The sequence below is a fragment of the Alexandriicola marinus genome, from assembly GCF_004000435.1.
GTDB classification, from domain to species: Bacteria; Pseudomonadota; Alphaproteobacteria; order Rhodobacterales; family Rhodobacteraceae; genus Alexandriicola; species Alexandriicola marinus.
Window position 1 is genome coordinate 423332 of the sequence record NZ_RBVZ01000002.1, and the last position, 16243, is coordinate 439574.

At 64.3% G+C, this 16243-nt stretch carries 15 protein-coding genes; 6 read left to right on the top strand and 9 right to left on the bottom strand.

Annotated elements, in window-relative coordinates:
• Positions 1-53: 53 nt before the first annotated feature.
• The 6 genes from EP376_RS08445 to EP376_RS08470 all read right to left on the bottom strand — a co-directional run bounded on the left by EP376_RS08445 (position 54) and on the right by EP376_RS08470 (position 5139).
• Positions 54-389 (bottom strand): hypothetical protein, encoded by a 336-nt coding sequence (locus EP376_RS08445; protein WP_127655118.1) that lies wholly within the window; start codon positions 387-389, stop codon positions 54-56.
• Between the two features lie 34 nt (positions 390-423).
• Positions 424-777 (bottom strand): hypothetical protein, encoded by a 354-nt coding sequence (locus tag EP376_RS08450; protein WP_127655119.1) that lies wholly within the window; start codon positions 775-777, stop codon positions 424-426.
• On the bottom strand, positions 774-1433 hold the full coding sequence (locus EP376_RS08455) for a hypothetical protein (RefSeq protein ID WP_127655120.1): 660 nt from the start codon (positions 1431-1433) through the stop codon (positions 774-776). The genes EP376_RS08450 and EP376_RS08455 overlap by 4 nt, the downstream gene beginning before the upstream one ends.
• 37 nt (positions 1434-1470) lie before the next feature.
• A complete protein-coding gene (locus tag EP376_RS08460) occupies positions 1471-3414 on the bottom strand; it encodes an ATP-binding protein (protein WP_127655121.1) in 1944 nt (647 codons plus the stop codon).
• Positions 3415-3558: 144 nt separating this feature from the next.
• Positions 3559-4689: a hypothetical protein gene (locus tag EP376_RS08465; protein ID WP_203330979.1), complete on the bottom strand. Its 1131-nt coding sequence runs from the start codon at positions 4687-4689 to the stop codon at positions 3559-3561.
• A 168-nt stretch (positions 4690-4857) separates the two neighbouring features.
• Entirely contained in the window at positions 4858-5139 is a 282-nt protein-coding gene (locus EP376_RS08470; protein ID WP_127655122.1) for a hypothetical protein, read from the bottom strand.
• Between the two features lie 39 nt (positions 5140-5178).
• Between EP376_RS08470 and EP376_RS08475 the strand changes: the two genes are divergently transcribed.
• The gene (locus EP376_RS08475) at positions 5179-5457 is read left to right on the top strand and encodes a hypothetical protein (protein ID WP_127655123.1); all 279 of its coding nucleotides are present in this window, start codon (positions 5179-5181) and stop codon (positions 5455-5457) included.
• Positions 5458-5592: 135 nt separating this feature from the next.
• Here the strand turns inward: EP376_RS08475 and EP376_RS08480 are convergent, their stop codons facing one another.
• Positions 5593-6669, bottom strand: coding sequence for a coiled-coil domain-containing protein (locus tag EP376_RS08480; protein WP_203330980.1), 1077 nt, complete (start codon positions 6667-6669; stop codon positions 5593-5595).
• A 102-nt stretch (positions 6670-6771) separates the two neighbouring features.
• Positions 6772-7338, bottom strand: coding sequence for a DUF1285 domain-containing protein (locus EP376_RS08485; RefSeq protein ID WP_127655125.1), 567 nt, complete (start codon positions 7336-7338; stop codon positions 6772-6774).
• An 81-nt stretch (positions 7339-7419) separates the two neighbouring features.
• On the opposite strand from EP376_RS08485, the gene EP376_RS08490 reads away from it, so the two are divergent.
• Genes EP376_RS08490 through EP376_RS08505 form a run of 4 tightly spaced genes read left to right on the top strand, consistent with a single transcriptional unit; the run spans position 7420 to position 14263 of the window.
• A complete protein-coding gene (locus EP376_RS08490; protein WP_127655126.1) occupies positions 7420-8427 on the top strand; it encodes an AAA family ATPase in 1008 nt (335 codons plus the stop codon).
• A complete protein-coding gene (locus tag EP376_RS08495) occupies positions 8424-9299 on the top strand; it encodes a DUF58 domain-containing protein (protein ID WP_240652445.1) in 876 nt (291 codons plus the stop codon). The genes EP376_RS08490 and EP376_RS08495 overlap by 4 nt, the downstream gene beginning before the upstream one ends.
• 43 nt (positions 9300-9342) lie before the next feature.
• Positions 9343-12156, top strand: a complete 2814-nt coding sequence (locus EP376_RS08500) for a DUF4159 domain-containing protein (protein WP_127655127.1) — start codon at positions 9343-9345, stop codon at positions 12154-12156.
• A gap of 37 nt (positions 12157-12193) precedes the next feature.
• A complete protein-coding gene (locus EP376_RS08505; protein ID WP_127655128.1) occupies positions 12194-14263 on the top strand; it encodes a hypothetical protein in 2070 nt (689 codons plus the stop codon).
• A gap of 8 nt (positions 14264-14271) precedes the next feature.
• Here the strand turns inward: EP376_RS08505 and EP376_RS08510 are convergent, their stop codons facing one another.
• Complete coding sequence (locus tag EP376_RS08510; RefSeq protein WP_164744893.1) at positions 14272-14643, bottom strand: hypothetical protein; 372 nt, start codon at positions 14641-14643, stop codon at positions 14272-14274.
• 146 nt (positions 14644-14789) lie between these two features.
• Between EP376_RS08510 and EP376_RS08515 the strand changes: the two genes are divergently transcribed.
• Positions 14790-16241, top strand: coding sequence for an FAD-linked oxidase C-terminal domain-containing protein (locus EP376_RS08515; protein ID WP_127655129.1), 1452 nt, complete (start codon positions 14790-14792; stop codon positions 16239-16241).
• The last annotated feature ends 2 nt before the right edge of the window (positions 16242-16243 follow it).

Genomic DNA, 16243 nt, shown 5'->3' on the forward strand with positions numbered 1-16243 from the left:
CTTGGCCCCGACCTCTGCACGTCGGGCATCTGACAGAAAGATCGTTACAGGCATCACCACGTCTCCTCGACCCAATGCTTGGGCAATCCCGCCACGCTCAGGATCATGATCGGCCCCCACAGCAGGGCCGAGATCAGGCCCAACCGACCGAAATGCACGACGACATCTGCCAATCCGCCGGACAGAACAGCCTCCATCGGCACGCCGCGCACGAGGTAGAGCCCCACAAAAAAGGACGACCCCACAAGGAACATGATCACCGTCGAAACAAAGGCGAGGATCAGCAGCGGTTTCACACCTTCCGGAAAGACAAGGCTCAACCCCCGGGGCACCAGCCAGCCCACCAACGCAAGAACGAGCGCGGGAAGAAGAAGACCGTCGGCAATCATTGCGTGGGTTCCCTTTCTGCGTTGATCGCACAGGTTAGTCACCGGCGCCGCGTTCCCGCAGCCAGAGCTGTGCACAGCGCACCGTCAACACCGGAATATATACCGCCGGGGCGATGATTACGACCGTTGCGAGCAAAACCTCGGGCCCGGCCCAGCGCGCGCCTTCGCCCCCGAAGACCGAAGCTTGCAGACTGGCGATCAGATAGACCAGTGGCAGGCTGACCAGGGTCAGGGCGACCGCGCCATAGGCAAACCGTCGCCCCGCATCCCGACCGGGACGCTCCGTCGCGGCAACCGCGGCCGGTATCCGCCAGCCGAGACTGACCATCACGGCGATCCAGACGGCCCAGGGCAGATAGGCCGCCGTGAACTGGAACAGGCCGCTCAAACCCTGCCCCGTTTCTTCCAGGCATCATGCCCGGAGATCACGGCTGACGCGATCAATGCGGCACACAGGACAGTGCCCACCAATGTATCGCCCTCCCAAAGGGCGCCCTTGGCAAACAGCGCGAGCACCGCAAGGCTCAGAAGCACGCGCTCAACCATCACAAGCCGGGTTTCCTCCTCCTGCCGGGAGGCGATCCAGACATCGAACGCCCACCACGCCACCAGTGCCAGCGCCGGCCAGAAAGCGGTGACGCGGGGGCTGTCGATCATCGCAGGCACGTTCCATCCGAATGCCGCATAGGCCGACCACAGAAGATGCAGGACAAGAAGCCAGAGCCCCAGCGTCCAATGCGACCGCCATGTCCGCCATGCCTTGGCCGACCGGTTGCGCGACCAGAAGCCATAAAAGGCGGGCATCAGGATCAGCATGGCCGCCCAGGCCAGATAGGCCGATTGACGCAATGCCAGATCCGAGGCCGGATCACTGGCGGAGGCCAGCTCCGTCCGCCCCTGCCACGCCACATCGCGCCACCACCACGCCGCGCCGAACGCCAGAACGATCAGGAAGGCCGCCCGGATGACAGCCCGCGTCCAGGCCTGTTCTTCCGCTTCGGCCTGAAGCTTCTTGCCCATGATCGACTTGGCCGGGCCCTTCACTGTGAACCGCCTTCGTCCGTCGATGTTGTCGGCCCGCTCATTGCGGCCCGTCTCTCAGGGCAAGGTAGCGGCGCTTGGCCTCCTCGGTCAGTCCGTATTCACGCACCATCTTCTTGATGGCTTCTTCATCGGACTTGTCGGCATAGCGGAATTCGCTGTCGGCGTATCGGTTGATCTCCTGGATCACCATCTCGACGGTGATCTCGCGGCGCAGTTCGGTGATCATACGCAGCTTGGTGTCATAATCCTTGAAGATAAACAGATCGGGGTTCTCCATCCATTCATCGGGCAGTTCGAAATCCATCGACCTGACCTTGATGGCATCGGTAATGTTCTTGATCGCGCGCCCGGTAAAGCGCGGATCAGCCTCCTGGATACCCTTGAGATAGGTGCCGATCTTGGCAATCGTGTCGAGCTTTCCGATCCGGTCTTCGGTCTTCTCCCAGACGGCGACGAGCCCTTCTTCCTTGGGGCGATTGTGACTTTCGAAACTCGCGGCAACGGCCTTCTGGATCTGCTGCGCGGCAAAGACCTCGTGGTCCCCCAGCGGAATGTCGTGATTCTTGCCCAGAAGAAGCGCGAAGATATCGATGTAATCCTCGCGGGTCTGTGGCCCGTCGACAAGGAACCGCGCGCCCGCCCTCTGGCGCAGCGCGTCATCGACGTTCTCGGGATAGTTCGAGAACATGCCAAAGGTGCAGTTGCCCCGCACGACGGTGTTGGCGCCCGCGAAGGCATCCATCAGCACGGAGGTGATTTCCAGCTGACCCGCGCTTGATTGCCGGTCGCCGCGCTTGCCCGCCAGCATGTCGATATCGTCGATCGTGCCAAAGCCGATCACCTGCGGGTCGATGATGGTGTTGATGAAACTGCGCGCGTTCTGACCGGATTTTCCCTGATAGCTGTCGATATTGTCGGTGCTGAGGTTCTGATACCGGAAGGTATAGCCCGCCACCTGGCAGTAATCGTTGATCAGCCCGGCCATCATCTGGATCAGCGTCGTCTTGCCGGTGCCCGGCGCACCGTCGCCCATGAAGGTGAATATGAACCCGCCCAGTTCGGCAAACGGGTTCAGCCGCCGGTCGAAATCATAGGCCATCAGCATCTTCGACAGGCGCAGCGCCTGGTATTTGGCGATGTGGTTGCCGACGACCTCGTGCGGCTTCTTAAAGGTCATGGTCAGGGTGGTGCTCTTGGCCTTCAACGACGGCGCGAACCCCCGGATCACAAGGCCGTCGGCCTCCACCTTCCAGCTGGCCGAGGTAAAGGCATCCAGGTCCGTGGCGGTTCCGGCGCGCGCAGCGGCCTTGCTCATCAGCGCTTCGGCAAAGGCCAGAACGGTCGCGACAAGACGCGGCTCGGTTGTGGCAAAGGCCGAGATATCGGCCTCGAGTTCCCACAAGGCGCCGTGAAGGGCCAATTGCCCGTTCTCGGTCAGCACCTCTTCCAGATCGCCGATCTCGACCTGTTCCTCCGTGGCATGCGAGGCCAGAAGGAAGGCCACGGCATTGCCGAACACATGCAGCGTGATCAGCGCCTCGGCCGTCAGCAGGGCCGAGAAGTCACGCGATTTGTCGGACGGCAAAGCCCCCTCGAGGTTCAGCCGCTTGAGATCGGCCAGCCCGGTGCTTTCGGCGAATGTCTCAGAGATGGCGAGCGCGATGGAGATGGCCCGGTGGAGCGCCGTCTGCACGGCCGCCTGCACCGGCGAGACGAGACCCGTCCCTCCCTCCATCTCGGCAATGGCCTCGAGGATATGGACACCTTCGGCGCGCCGCGTCCTGCGGGTGACAAGCCCCGGTGTCGTCGACCGGAACGCCCGCCGACCTCCGATCCCCGGAGAGCGCTCCGGCGCGGCATTCCCCGCGGGCTTCGCGATACGCGGCGCGTGATCGAAGCCGTCCAGCAGGTCCAGCGCGGCGGGATAATGCTTCACGATATCTTCTTCGCGAAGTTCCATGAAATCGGCGGTCTCACTCATCGCACCAGATCCTCCACTTTGGGCACCATGGGGCGCCTGTCATCTTTTCCCGATCGCTGCCGAAGCAGGCATCGGCCGCCTGCGGCCGACAGGGGGCATCGCCCCCTTCCGCCAAATTTCGCGAAATTTGGCCGCCCCCCCGCATCACCGATAGCTCAGAACCCGACCGCCCGACCCCACCACGAACTTGCGCACATCGGCGAAACCCGGCGGGTTCAGCTCTGACAGCGCCTGAAAGGGTCGCTCGGGCAGGATGATCGCGCGTTCCATCCGCGTGGCGCCGGTTTCCGCACCGCGACCGGCAAAGGGATCAAGCGCGAAAATCTGCCGCTCGACACTGCCGAACCAGCCGGACTTTTCCTTCTCCGATCGCTCGCTGACCAGCTCTTCCTCGGTCCAGACCAGCGCCCAGTCTTCGCCGGGCGGTGCCTTGGCCTGGGCCAGAACATCGCGGATCGGTCCGGTTTGACGGGTGAAGGCATGGCTGTACATCGGCCCGATGTGAAACCGCCTCAGCCGCGTCGGGTGCAGATCGTCGAAATCCTTGTCGAACCCTGTCGCGATCGTCAGCAGCTTGAGCCCGGCCACAGCCTGGCTCATCAGGTGGGCCTGCGTTTCCGGCCAGCGCCGCTCGTCCTTGGGAAGGCCCGTGCGACCGGAATCCTCAACCTCCATCAGGTAGATGACGGGCAGGTTGATCGTGCTGTCATAGACCGCCCAGCGCAGCAGGTATCGGCGCCGGTCATCACCGTTGTTGCCAAGCCAGGTGGCCTCGGGATCATTGCGGGCCCAGAACAGCCCGCCCTTGCGAAGCTCCTCGTAATAGAGCCGCTGTGAAAGGGCATATTGAAGTTTCGACGGGATCTGCCGCTCCGACAGGATCACCTTGACCATTTCGTCCTTCAGCCGCTCTTCGGTCGGCATGCCCGACAGGTGCCGTTCGGCCTGTTGCGCGTCGTTGGCCATCTCGAGGAGTTCGTGAAACACCGGAAAGCCACTTTCGACACGGTCGAAGGTCAGCTTTCCGGCATGGGGAAACCGGCCGGAGAAATGGTACTTATGGGCAAGCGCCCTGAAACTCAGCCCCAGCGCCAGAAGATATCGGGCCAGCGCATCGACCTCGCGTCGATTGAGGTGCCCTTCGCTTTCCATGCGGCCGGCAACCCGGGCCAGATGCCCGGTGATCGCATCGAACTTGCCGAAATACCGGCGCGTGACCCGGGTGTCCTCAAGATCGAAATGATCGGCTGGCAATGATTTATCGACCTCAGCCACCGGCCTCTCCCGCTTTGCTGCCGCGCCTCGTCGGCAGGCTTGCCCGTCTGGTGCCAAGTTGGGCGCGCGATCGGGCGAAGCCCCCGAAGCCCGAGGGGGTCAGGGCCTTATCCCCCCCGACACTTACCTCTCCGAGACACTTAACCCGCGCGGTTTCTCCACCGACATTCATGATGTCACCCGCGCGCATCGTGACCGGCGCGACACTCCGTCTGAACTGACGCGATCCACGCAGCGATACATATTCCGCCGCAGGGTGCCGCGCATCCAGTAGGTGATCGAGATATAGTCCCGACCGTCCACGAAGGACGATGAACTCAGCAATTCCGCGCCATCCTCGGCAAGCACCGCGGTCGTGACATCGTCCGCACGTTCCCAGTCCGCGTCCTGCGCAGCCACAGGCGGGGCCAGGACAAGCAGGGCCGCCAGTATAAGCTTCTGCCGCGTCAAATCGTTCGACTCATGGTTTATGTCTCGCGGCGTTCATCAATGGCCGCACCGGAGCAGGAGCATGACCTCCGCGCACCTCTCCCCTGTTGCGGAGCGCCCGGCCTGTCCAAATCAATCTCCACCGTCACAGCCGCCGTCGCTTCTGCCATCGTGATGGAAATCTCCGCCGGGTCTACCCTTGCCTTCGGGGCCGATTATGCCCGCAACCAGCACCGCGATGAACCCGGCAACAAGCGCCGAACCATACCAACCAAGGCCTACCGCGATCATCGCAATGAAGAGGCCCGTGATTATCGCCAGACCGGCGAGTTGGTGTGAATCAAGTCGACGCATGTGGATCCCCTGCATCCATTGAAGGTGCAACATCCGGCGGGGCACAGGCGCAGCCCGCCCTCATGCCTTTCGGCGCCCCGATCGGCGGCGTGCCTCGAGACGGTATTGACCTCGCAAACCTCACGCTCCGTAAAGATTGCTGTCGTGTTTTTCGACGATCTTCTGGAACCGCCGCATGAAACGCTCGTCGGCCTTTGCCTTCTGCTCCAGCACCTCGCGCGCAAAGACCATGTGATCCTCATGCGCCTCCATCATCTCGGCCATGCGCGTATTCGTGGCGGACCCGATGGCGGCCATGGCGGTCTGTGCTTCCTGATCCGTCTTGACGCCGATCTCGTTGATCCGGTGAGCCACGTCCTGCTGCTGCGCGGTTTTCAGTGATTTCGACAGGGCGTCATACAGGACGACGCGTTGCTTGGTGTCCGTCTGCAGCTTGTTGATCAGCACCATCTGCGTCGCGGCCTGGTTCTGAAGGCTGTCGATCCAGGTCTTGCCCTTCTCGATATACCGTTCCAGCGTCTGGGACTTGGCAAGCTTGACCTGCTCCTGCTGGACCAGTTCGTTGTAGCGGGTGTTGATCTCCGCCAGTTCGCTTTCAAGCCGGGTGCGCGTGGCGGCGTCCTGTTCGACGCTGATCTTGTTTTCCAGCTCGATGATCTTTGGATCCAGAGCCAGCACCTCGGCCCGCACCGATTCCAGTTCGGCCACGGTGGTCTCGCGTTCCTGCAAGGTGCCGGTCAGGTTCGTCTCGACCTGCTCCTTCTGTTCGTTCAGCATGTTGAGCTGATTTTCCAGAAGCTTCACGATGGTGTCGGATTTGGAAATCAGGTCCTGCAACTTGTCGTCGATCGACGCGGTTCTCATGCGTTCCTGACGCATCGAATCGGCCTTCGCGGAAGAGAACACGCCAACAAGGGTTTCCCAGCCTGTCTTGTTCCGCATCTCGTCGAAATCCTTCGAGAATCCAGCGGTCACATCATCGAGGCCCATGATCAATTCGGCGATGTTGGCGTTCATCACCTCGGTGTGGGCGTGAACATCCTCAAGCGAGGCATTCTCGATATCGACAGCAATATCCGACCCTTCGGCCATCTTCTGCCGGGCAATCTCGATACGGCTGGTCAGTTCCGAAATCTTGGACTGCGCCTCGGCGACCTGTTGCTGGCTTTCGCGGATCTGGGAATCGAAATCGGCCATTTTAATCCTCGCAAGAATGACGAAACGCTTTGGACCGCACGATAACGCGGATTGTTGGGCTGCGGGAAGGCGAAAATCTGCCCGCTTGCGCGGGCAAGAGGATCAGACGTCCAGCTCGGCGCTCGGGATGATGGGAAAGAATTCCCCGCCGGACCGGATGCCGAACCAGTCACGACCTTCATGGGCTTCGGTCACCCCAAGTTCGACAAGTCGGTAAAAACTCTTTCGGTCGATCAGCGCCTCGAGGTTGCGGCGGATCAGGACATAGGGCGAAGGCTCGCCGGTTTCCGGGTCGCGCGTGACGCGGATCGGGTGATCCGGGCCGGCGATGGCCCTGTCCCCGACATTGGTGACGAACTCGAGCCCACCCACGACCGGATCGAAATCCACGGCCACGAACGGCGCGTCGTCAACGGTGATCCCGACCTTTTCGACTGGCGTTACAAGGAAATAGCGATCACCATCCCTCCGGATGATCGAGGAAAACAGCCAGACCAGCCCGGGCCGCCCGATCGGCGTGCCAAGATAGAACCATGTCCCGTCACGGGCGATCCGCATATCCAGATCACCGCAGAAGGGGGGATCCCATTTCTCGACCGGTGGCAGGCCCTTTCCCGCCGCCGCCTTGGCCGATGATGCGATGCTTTCCGCCGATGGTGTCACGATCATGTGTCGCTCTTCTTTTTTGCCATTTTGGCTGGGCGCGATATCTGCTGGAATAGCGACTATAGTGGTCAGGAGAAAAATGTCATGACGTCAGACACCGATTTGGTTGCCGAGATCGAGGCGCTGGGTGACCGGCTTGCCACCGCGCGAGCCAGCATCGCGCGCCGTTTCATCGGCCAGGAGCGGGTTGTCGATCTGACGCTGACCTCGCTGATCTGCGGGGGCCACGCGCTTCTGATCGGGCTTCCGGGTCTGGGCAAAACGCGACTTGTCGACACGCTTTCGACGGTGATGGGGCTGCATGGCAACCGCATCCAGTTCACGCCCGACCTGATGCCCGCCGATATCCTCGGCTCCGAGGTTCTGGAAACCGCGGCTGATGGCAGCCGGGCGTTCCGGTTCATCGAAGGGCCGATCTTCTGCCAGCTCCTGATGGCCGACGAGATCAACCGCGCCTCCCCCCGGACCCAATCCGCACTGCTACAGGCGATGCAGGAACGCGAGGTCACGATCGCAGGCGAACACCGGCCGCTTGGCGCGCCGTTCCACGTTCTGGCCACGCAGAACCCGATCGAACAGGAAGGCACCTATCCCCTGCCCGAGGCGCAGCTTGACCGGTTCCTTGTTCAGATCGACGTGCCCTACCCTGACCGGGATGCCGAACGGGACATCCTGTTCGCCACGACCGGTGTCGAAGATGCCAAATCCGAAGCAGTCTTTACCGCCGACGAGCTGATCGCCGCACAGGCGCTTCTGCGTCGGATGCCGGTGGGCGAGGCCATCGTCGAGATGATCCTCGATCTGGTCCGTGCCTGCCGCCCCGGAACGCCCGACGCGCCCGATTACGTGACCAATGCCGTCAGCTGGGGCCCGGGCCCGCGCGCCGCACAGGCCCTGATGCTGGCCGTTCGGGCCGAAGCGTTGCTGTCGGGCCGGCTCGCCCCCTCGGCCGAGGATGTGCGCAAGCTGGCCTCGCCCGTGCTGTCGCACCGGATGGCGCTTGGCTTTGCGGCCCGCGCCCGCGGCGAAAGCCTGTCGGGCGTGATCGACCGCATCGCCAACGAAACGACCCGGGTCGAGGCCGCCGCGTGACCGAGGCCGACGCCCCGCTTCAACTTCGCTCGGGCGCCGAGGCCCTTGCCGCACCACTGCCCCCCCTTCTGGCAGAGGCGGAGCACCTCGCGCGCAACGTTCACATGGGCGAACACGGCAGGCGTCGCGCCGGTCTGGGTGACCTGTTCTGGCAATACCGGCCGGCGCAGGATCATGACGAGGTCCGGTCGATCGACTGGCGCCGTTCGGCACGCTCCGACGGCGCCTTCGTTCAGGACAAGGAATGGCAGGTCGCGCAAAGCGTGACGATCTGGGCCGATGACGCGGCGTCCATGTCGTTCGCCTCGCGCTCTGAGCTGCACAGCAAGGCCTATCGCGCCCGGCTTCTGGGTCTTGCGACCGCGATCCTGTTGTCGCGGGGCGGCGAACGCGTGGGCCTGCCAGATCTTCCGCCCCGCAGCGGCCGGGCGCAGATCGCCCGCATGGCCGCCCGGTTCACCGAGGACGGCACCGGCGATTACGGGCATCCCGATGCACGCGGCATGGCATCCCATTCACGCGCGCTGTTCCTGTCGGATTTCCTCGGGCCCCTCGAGCCGGTTGAAGAGGCGCTGACATCGGCCGCCGACCGCGGCGTGCATGGCGCGATCGTGCAGGTCCTCGACCCGGCAGAAGAGGCGTTTCCCTTCGACGGCAGGACGATCTTCGAAAGCATGGGCGGCACCTTCGTTCATGAGACGCTCAAGGCCGGGGACCTGAGGGAGCGCTATATTCAGAGGTTAGCCGAACGCAAGGAACGGCTTCTGGCGCTCAGCCGGCTGACCGGATGGCAGTTCCTCAGCCATCATACGGGCGATCCCGCGGCGCCCGCGCTCATGTGGATTTTCAACGCGATGGAGCGGCGGCTATGACCTGTCCGACCGTATCCGGACCGGAAAGGGATGGTTTTCCCCGATGTTGACGCTTGGTCCGATTGCCTTCACGGCGCCTTGGCTCCTGCTTGGGCTCGCGGCGCTTCCGATCCTGTGGCTGCTGTTGCGGGCAGTGCCGCCCGCGCCGATCCGCCGCCGCTTTCCCGGCGTCGCACTCTTGCTGGGATTGCGTGACGACGAAAGCCAGTCCGACCGAACGCCATGGTGGCTTTTGCTCTTGCGGATGGTGGCGGCAGCGCTTGTCATTCTGGGCTTTGCCGGCCCGCTTCTGAATCCGCAGACGGAACGCACAGGATCGGGCCCCCTTCTGATCCTGACCGACGCGTCCTGGGCCGACGCACGCGGCTGGCCTGACCGCTCCGCCCGGATCGAGGCTCTGCTTGTCGAGGCCGGTCGGGCAGGGCGGCCGACCGCGCTTGTCGCGCTGACGGATCTGCCGCCGGGCGCCCCGGAATTCCGCGCCGCCGAGGCCACGTTGCTGGACCTGCCCTCCACCGGCCCCGCGCCCTTCGCCCCCGGCTTCGACGAGGTCATGGCCTGGTCCGAGACTTTCGAGGGCAGTTTCGACACCTACTGGATATCCGACGGGCTCGACCGGGAAAGCCGCGACCCGCTTCTGACGGCGCTGCGCGACCGGGGCGATGTGACGGTGTTCCAGTCTCCGCGACGGACCCTCGCCCTTAGGCCCGCGCGGTTCGATGCCGGCGATATCCTCGTCGAGGCGATCCGGACCCCTGTCGGCGATGCCTTCGAGACCGAGGTGGCCGCGATCGGCCTTGATCCTGCAGGAATCGAACGCCGTCTGGCCACTGCGCCCGCGATCTTCGAGCCGGGCGAAGGTACGGCCGAGGTCGTCTTCGACCTGCCACCCGAGCTGCGCAACCGCATCTCGCGGTTCGAAGTGACGGGGATCTCCACCGCCGGTGCGGTGACGCTGGCCGACGATGCGCTTCGGCGGCGCGAAGTCGCGCTGATCGCGGGGTCGAACGAACGCGAAGGGCTGGAGCTTCTGTCGCCCACCCATTACCTCGAACAGGCACTGGCGCCTGTCGCCGACCTGATCGACGGCACGATATCGGACGTGCTGCTCGCCAATCCCGACGTGATCATTCTGGCCGATGTGGCGGGCCTTGCCGCCGGCGAAGACGAGGCCGTTCAGGAGTGGATCGAAGCCGGTGGATTGCTTGTCCGGTTCGCCGGTCCCCGGCTGGCCGGTAGCGATCTGGCCCGGACCGAGGAACACCCCCTTCTGCCGGTCCGGCTCCGCGCCGGCGGGAGGTCGGTCGGTGGCGCCATGAGCTGGGGAGAGCCCAAGGCACTGGCGCCCTTCGAGGAAGACAGCCCCTTCTTCGGACTGGACGTGCCCGACGATGTCTCGGTGACGGCGCAGGTCGTGGCGCAGCCCGATCCGACGCTGGCCCAGCGCGTCATCGCGCAACTCAGCGACGGAACGCCGCTTGTCACCCGCAAGCCGCTTGGCGAGGGGCAGGTCGTCCTGTTCCACGTGACAGCCAACGCCGAATGGTCCTCGCTTCCACTGTCGGGCCTGTTTGTCGACATGCTCGAACGGCTTGCCGTCTCGACGCGGCCCGCCGCACCGACGGTCGAGGATCTTGCAGGCACGATCTGGGTCCCGGAACTTGTGCTGGATGCCCGGGGCAATCTGGAACGGATCGACACGCTGACAGGCGTAGAAGGCGAACGGATCGCGACCGCGCGGCCGGGCCCCGACCTGCTCCCCGGTCTCTATACAGGCGAAGACAGGCGCCTTGCTGTGAACGCGGTTGCCTCGGACGACGTTCTGTCACCCGCGCTCTGGCCCTCTGACGTGACCGTCGAAGGGCTTGAACTGACAAGCGAGACAGACCTGAAAGGATGGATTCTGGCTGGTGCTCTGGCCCTGCTGCTCGCTGATATCGTGGCCTCGCTTGCGCTTTCGGGGCGGCTGCGCGGGCCGCGTGCCGGCATCGCCGTGGTGCTCGCCGCCCTGTTCCTGACGGGCGCCCCGGAGGCCGCGCAGGCGCAAGACACGGCCCCCGCTCTGGGCGGGGCAGAGAGCGCCGGCCCCGATGCCGACGACGACCTTTTCGCGATCAGCGCGACGCGCGAGGTTATCCTCGCGCATGTTCTGACCGGCGACGCGCGGGTCGACCAGATCGCCGAAGAGGGGCTTCTGGGCCTGTCGATCGCGCTCTTCCGCCGGACGGCGGTCGAGCCGGCTCTCCCCGTCGGGATCGACATCGAAGAGGACGAACTGGCCTTCTTCCCGATCCTTTATTGGCCGGTGACCGCCGGGCAACCGATCCCCTCGCGCGAAGCCTATGCCAAGCTGAACCGCTACCTCCGCTCCGGCGGGATGATCGTGTTCGACACCCGCGACGCGGATATGGCGGGGTTCGGCTCCGGCTCGCCGGAGGGGCGCAAGTTGCAGGCCCTCGCCCGGCCACTGGATATCCCGCCGATCGCGCCGATCCCCGAAGATCATGTGCTCACGCGGACCTTCTACCTGCTTCAGGATTTCCCGGGCCGCTATGCCAGCCGTGACATCTGGGTCGAGGCCTCGCCTCCGGATGCAGAACTGGCCGAGGGCATGCCGTTCCGCGATCTCAACGACGGGGTGACGCCTGTTGTCATCGGCGGGAACGACTGGGCCTCTGCCTGGGCCACCGACGAATTCGGAACACCGCTGTACCCCGTCGGCCGCGGCATGGCGGGCGAACGTCAGCGCGAGATTGCGATGCGGTTCGGCATCAACCTCGTGATCCATGTCCTGACCGGCAATTACAAATCCGATCAGGTCCACGTCCCGGCGCTTCTGGACAGGCTGGGCCAATGACCGACCTTCACACCCTCGCGGGAGCACCTGGCAGGACATGACAGAGACCATTCTCTTCGACCCGCTGCTGCCCCTTCCGTTCCTTTGGGCCGCCTGCGCGATCGCCGCGCTTTTCGTGATCCTCGCCGTCTGGCGGGGCTTGGCCGGCTGGTGGCTGCGCGGGCTCGCGGCCATCGCGCTCCTTCTGGCCGTCGCCAATCCGTCTCTACAGCAGGAAGAGCGTGAACCGCTGACCGACATCGTGATCGCTGTCGTCGACGAAAGCGCGAGCCAGCGTGTCGCGGACAGGCCCGATCAGACCCAGACTGCCCTTGATGACCTGCGCGCGGCCATCGACCGGCGCGGCAACACCGATCTGCGGGTCGTGCGCGTGGGCGACGACGACGGCGATGGCGGAACGCTTCTGATGCAGGCCATGTCAGAGGCGCTGGCCGAGGAACCCCTTGGCCGGATCGCGGGCCTTGTCCTGATCACCGATGGCCGGGTCCATGACATCGCAGCCACCCCGGACATGCCGGCCCCGGCCCATGTTCTGCTGACCGGCCAACCAGACGATTGGGACAGGCGGCTTATCGTGCGCAACGCGCCCGCCTTCGCGATCCTCGGCGAACCCGTGAGCCTGACGCTCAGGCTTGAGGATCAGGGCGCCGCGCCCGGCACCGCCGACACCGCCCCTCTTGAGATCGCGGTCGACGGTGGGCCACCGTCCCGGTTCGAGGTGCCTCTGGGCGAGGATGTCGAACTGCCGATCACCCTGCCCCATGGCGGAATGAACGTCCTGCAATTCTCTACCCCCGTGGTCGAGGGTGAACTGACGGACCGCAACAACGCCGCCGTGGTGCAGATCAACGGCGTGCGCGACAGGCTGAGCGTTCTGCTTGTCTCGGGCGAGCCCCATCCCGGCGAACGCACATGGCGCAACCTTCTGAAATCCGACAGCGCGGTCGATCTGGTGCATTTCACCATCCTGCGCCCGCCGGAAAAGCAGGATGGCGTCCCGGTGGACGAATTGTCCCTGATCGCCTTCCCCACGCGGGAGCTGTTTATCGAAAAGATCGAAGAATTCGATCTGATCGTCTTTGACCGCTATCGCAGGCGCGGGATCCTGCCGTCGATCTATTTTGAGAACGTCGTGAACTACGTCCAGAACGGCGGGGCCGTGCTCGTGTCGGCCGGCCCGGAATTCGCCGGCGCCGAAAGCATCCATCGCTCGCCCCTTGGCTTTATCCTGCCGGGCGCGCCGACGGCCCGTGTGGTCGAGGAAGGGTTCCGGCCCGGGCTCACCTATATCGGGGAACGGCATCCGGTGACCGCCGCGCTGGATCCATCAGCCATCAACCCGGGTGAGGACGGGCCGGACTGGGGCCGCTGGTTCCGCCTGATCGACGTGATTGCCGAACCCGAAGCCACGGTCGTCATGACCGGGCCGGACGAGCGGCCGCTTCTGCTGCTCGACCGGGTGGGCGAGGGGCGCGTGGCGCTCTTGGCGTCGGATCAGTCATGGCTGTGGGATCGGGGCTACGAAGGCGGCGGGCCACAGCTTGAACTGCTGCGCCGTCTTGCCCACTGGATGATGAAGGAGCCGGAACTCGAGGAAGAAAGCCTTTGGGTCGAACCCGCGGGCCAGACCATGCGGATCATCCGCCGGACGCTGGACGAAACCGTGCCCGAAGTATCGGTCATCGGCCCCGATGGGTCAGAGACGATCCTGACACTCGAAGAGGTCAGCCCCGGCCGGTTCGAGACATTGTGGGAGGCCCCCGAAATCGGGCTTTACCGCCTGACAAACGGCGAAGAGGAAGCGGTGATCGCCCTCGGCCCTGCCGCGCCGAAGGAATTCGAACAGACCATCGCCGATGGAACCCTTCTGGGCGAGGCCGTGGCTGCATCCGGCGGGTCGGTCAACGCCCTGTCAGACGGCATGCCGTCTCTGCGCGACGTCGATCCCGGGCGGCCGGCCTCGGGACGCGGATGGATCGGGTTCACCCCGCGCGATGCCTACCTGACGGCCGATATCTCGATCCGTCCGTTCCTTCCGGCATGGGCACTGCTGCTGATCGCTTCGGCCCTGATCCTGGGTGCCTGGCTGCGCGAAGGGCGCCGCTGACCTCACGTCTACCGCAGGGCGACCGGCGTCAACTCCGGCGCCCAGCCATCGACCAAACAGCGCGCCCGAATAAAGACCTGCCCGGTTCCCGCCGGGATCGCGACACCGCTCAGCGACCGGGTGAAGGGCTGTTCGTTCACATGCGGATGCAGGAGTTCACGAAACCCGAGCCGGTTTCCCGCGGCATCGACGACTTCCCAGCCGTCGGCATAATGATCCCAGCCGGTATCGGGATGGGAAATCGTGACATCGAAGCGCCAGCCCGATGCCCCTTGGCTGGCCATGACGTCTTCGACCTTGGCAAAATCCGCCATCGCCATGCCCCCCGTTGTGGTCATCGCAAGGATGATCGTCAGGTTTCGGATCGTTTTACTGAGCATTCCGGACCTCCTGTCATCCTGCCTAGCATGGGCTTTTGATGCCAGAGGAGGCAATTTCCCGTGATCGAAAGCGGGTCTGCGCCGACCTTGCGGCTTGCTTGAACATGAAATTGGTAATATCTTTTTACCAATAAGGAGGATCACCGATGGAAATGCCCGCCCCGGACGCCCGCGTCATGGCCAAGACAGCCCGCATCGTCGAACGCCTGCAATCCGTCCTCCCCGCGGATGCCGTGATCCACGACCCGGCAGAGACCCGCGCCTATGAATGCGACGCGCTGACGGCCTATCGCTGCCCACCGCTTTGCGCCGTCCTTCCCGCCTCGACGGAAGAGGTCTCTGCCGTCATGAAAATCTGTCACGAGGAGGGCGTCCCCGTCGTGCCGCGCGGTTCGGGCACATCGCTCGCCGGGGGCGCCCTGCCGACGGCCGATTGCGTCATCCTCGGCGTGTCGCGCCTGACCGACGTGATCGAAACCGACTATGCCGACCGGATCATCCGCGTTCAGACCGGCCGGACAAACCTGTCGGTCACCGGCGCGGTCGAAGCAGACGGCTTCTTCTACGCGCCGGACCCCTCGAGCCAGCTTGCCTGCGCCATCGCAGGAAACATCGCGATGAATTCCGGCGGTGCGCATTGCCTGAAATACGGGGTCACGACCAACAACCTCATGGGGGTGACGATGGTCCAGATGGATGGCACCATCGTCGAGATCGGCGGCGCGCATCTTGATCCCTCGGGCCTTGATCTGCTTGGCGTGATCTGCGGCTCGGAAGGGCAGCTTGGTGTCGTGACAGAGGCCACGCTGCGCATCCTGCCCAAACCCGAAGGCGCCCGCCCGGTTCTGATCGGATACGACAGCAACGAGGTCGCAGGGCGGGTCGTCTCCGACATCATCAAGGCGGGCATCCTGCCCGTCGCCATCGAGTTCATGGACCGCCCCTGCATCGAGGCCTGCGAAGCCTTTGCAAAGGCGGGCTATCCCATGTGCGAGGCGCTTCTGATCATCGAGGTCGAGGGCTCGGACGCGGAGATCGACCATCAGTTGGGGCTGATCAAGGACATCGCGAACCGGCACGACCCGGTCGAGTTGCGCGAGGCGGCTGACGCGGATGAAGCCGCCCGCATCTGGCTGGGCCGGAAATCCGCCTTTGGCGCGATGGGCCAGATCAACGATTACATGTGCCTCGACGGGACGATCCCTGTCGACCAGCTGCCCTATGTGCTGCGCCGGATCGGCGAAATGTCGAAGGAATTCGGACTTGAGGTCGCGAATGTCTTTCACGCGGGCGATGGCAACATGCACCCGCTGATCCTTTACAATGCGAACCTGCCCGGACAGCTGGAACTATGCGAAGCCTTTGGTGCGGCGATCCTGAAACTGTGCGTCGAGGTTGGCGGCTGCCTGACCGGCGAACACGGCGTCGGGATCGAAAAGCGTGACCTGATGACGGATCAATATGCCGAGATCGACCTCGAGGCGCAAATGCGGGTCAAGGACGTCTTCGATCCGTCCTGGCTCTTGAACCCGGCAAAGGTGTTCCCGCTGGCCAGCAGCGCCGCACGGCGCGCCGCACCGGCCGAAACGGGAAGATGATG

Coding starts and splice junctions, on each gene's coding strand:
- EP376_RS08500 (WP_127655127.1), top strand. CDS start 9,343: ATGTTGACGCTTGGTCCGATTGCCTTCACGGCGCCTTGGCTCCTGCTT.
- EP376_RS08490 (WP_127655126.1), top strand. CDS start 7,420: ATGACGTCAGACACCGATTTGGTTGCCGAGATCGAGGCGCTGGGTGAC.
- EP376_RS08515 (WP_127655129.1), top strand. CDS start 14,790: ATGGAAATGCCCGCCCCGGACGCCCGCGTCATGGCCAAGACAGCCCGC.
- EP376_RS08475 (WP_127655123.1), top strand. CDS start 5,179: ATGGCCGCACCGGAGCAGGAGCATGACCTCCGCGCACCTCTCCCCTGT.
- EP376_RS08505 (WP_127655128.1), top strand. CDS start 12,194: ATGACAGAGACCATTCTCTTCGACCCGCTGCTGCCCCTTCCGTTCCTT.
- EP376_RS08480 (WP_203330980.1), bottom strand. CDS start 6,669: ATGGCCGATTTCGATTCCCAGATCCGCGAAAGCCAGCAACAGGTCGCC.
- EP376_RS08485 (WP_127655125.1), bottom strand. CDS start 7,338: ATGATCGTGACACCATCGGCGGAAAGCATCGCATCATCGGCCAAGGCG.
- EP376_RS08460 (WP_127655121.1), bottom strand. CDS start 3,414: ATGAGTGAGACCGCCGATTTCATGGAACTTCGCGAAGAAGATATCGTG.
- EP376_RS08510 (WP_164744893.1), bottom strand. CDS start 14,643: ATGCTCAGTAAAACGATCCGAAACCTGACGATCATCCTTGCGATGACC.
- EP376_RS08445 (WP_127655118.1), bottom strand. CDS start 389: ATGATTGCCGACGGTCTTCTTCTTCCCGCGCTCGTTCTTGCGTTGGTG.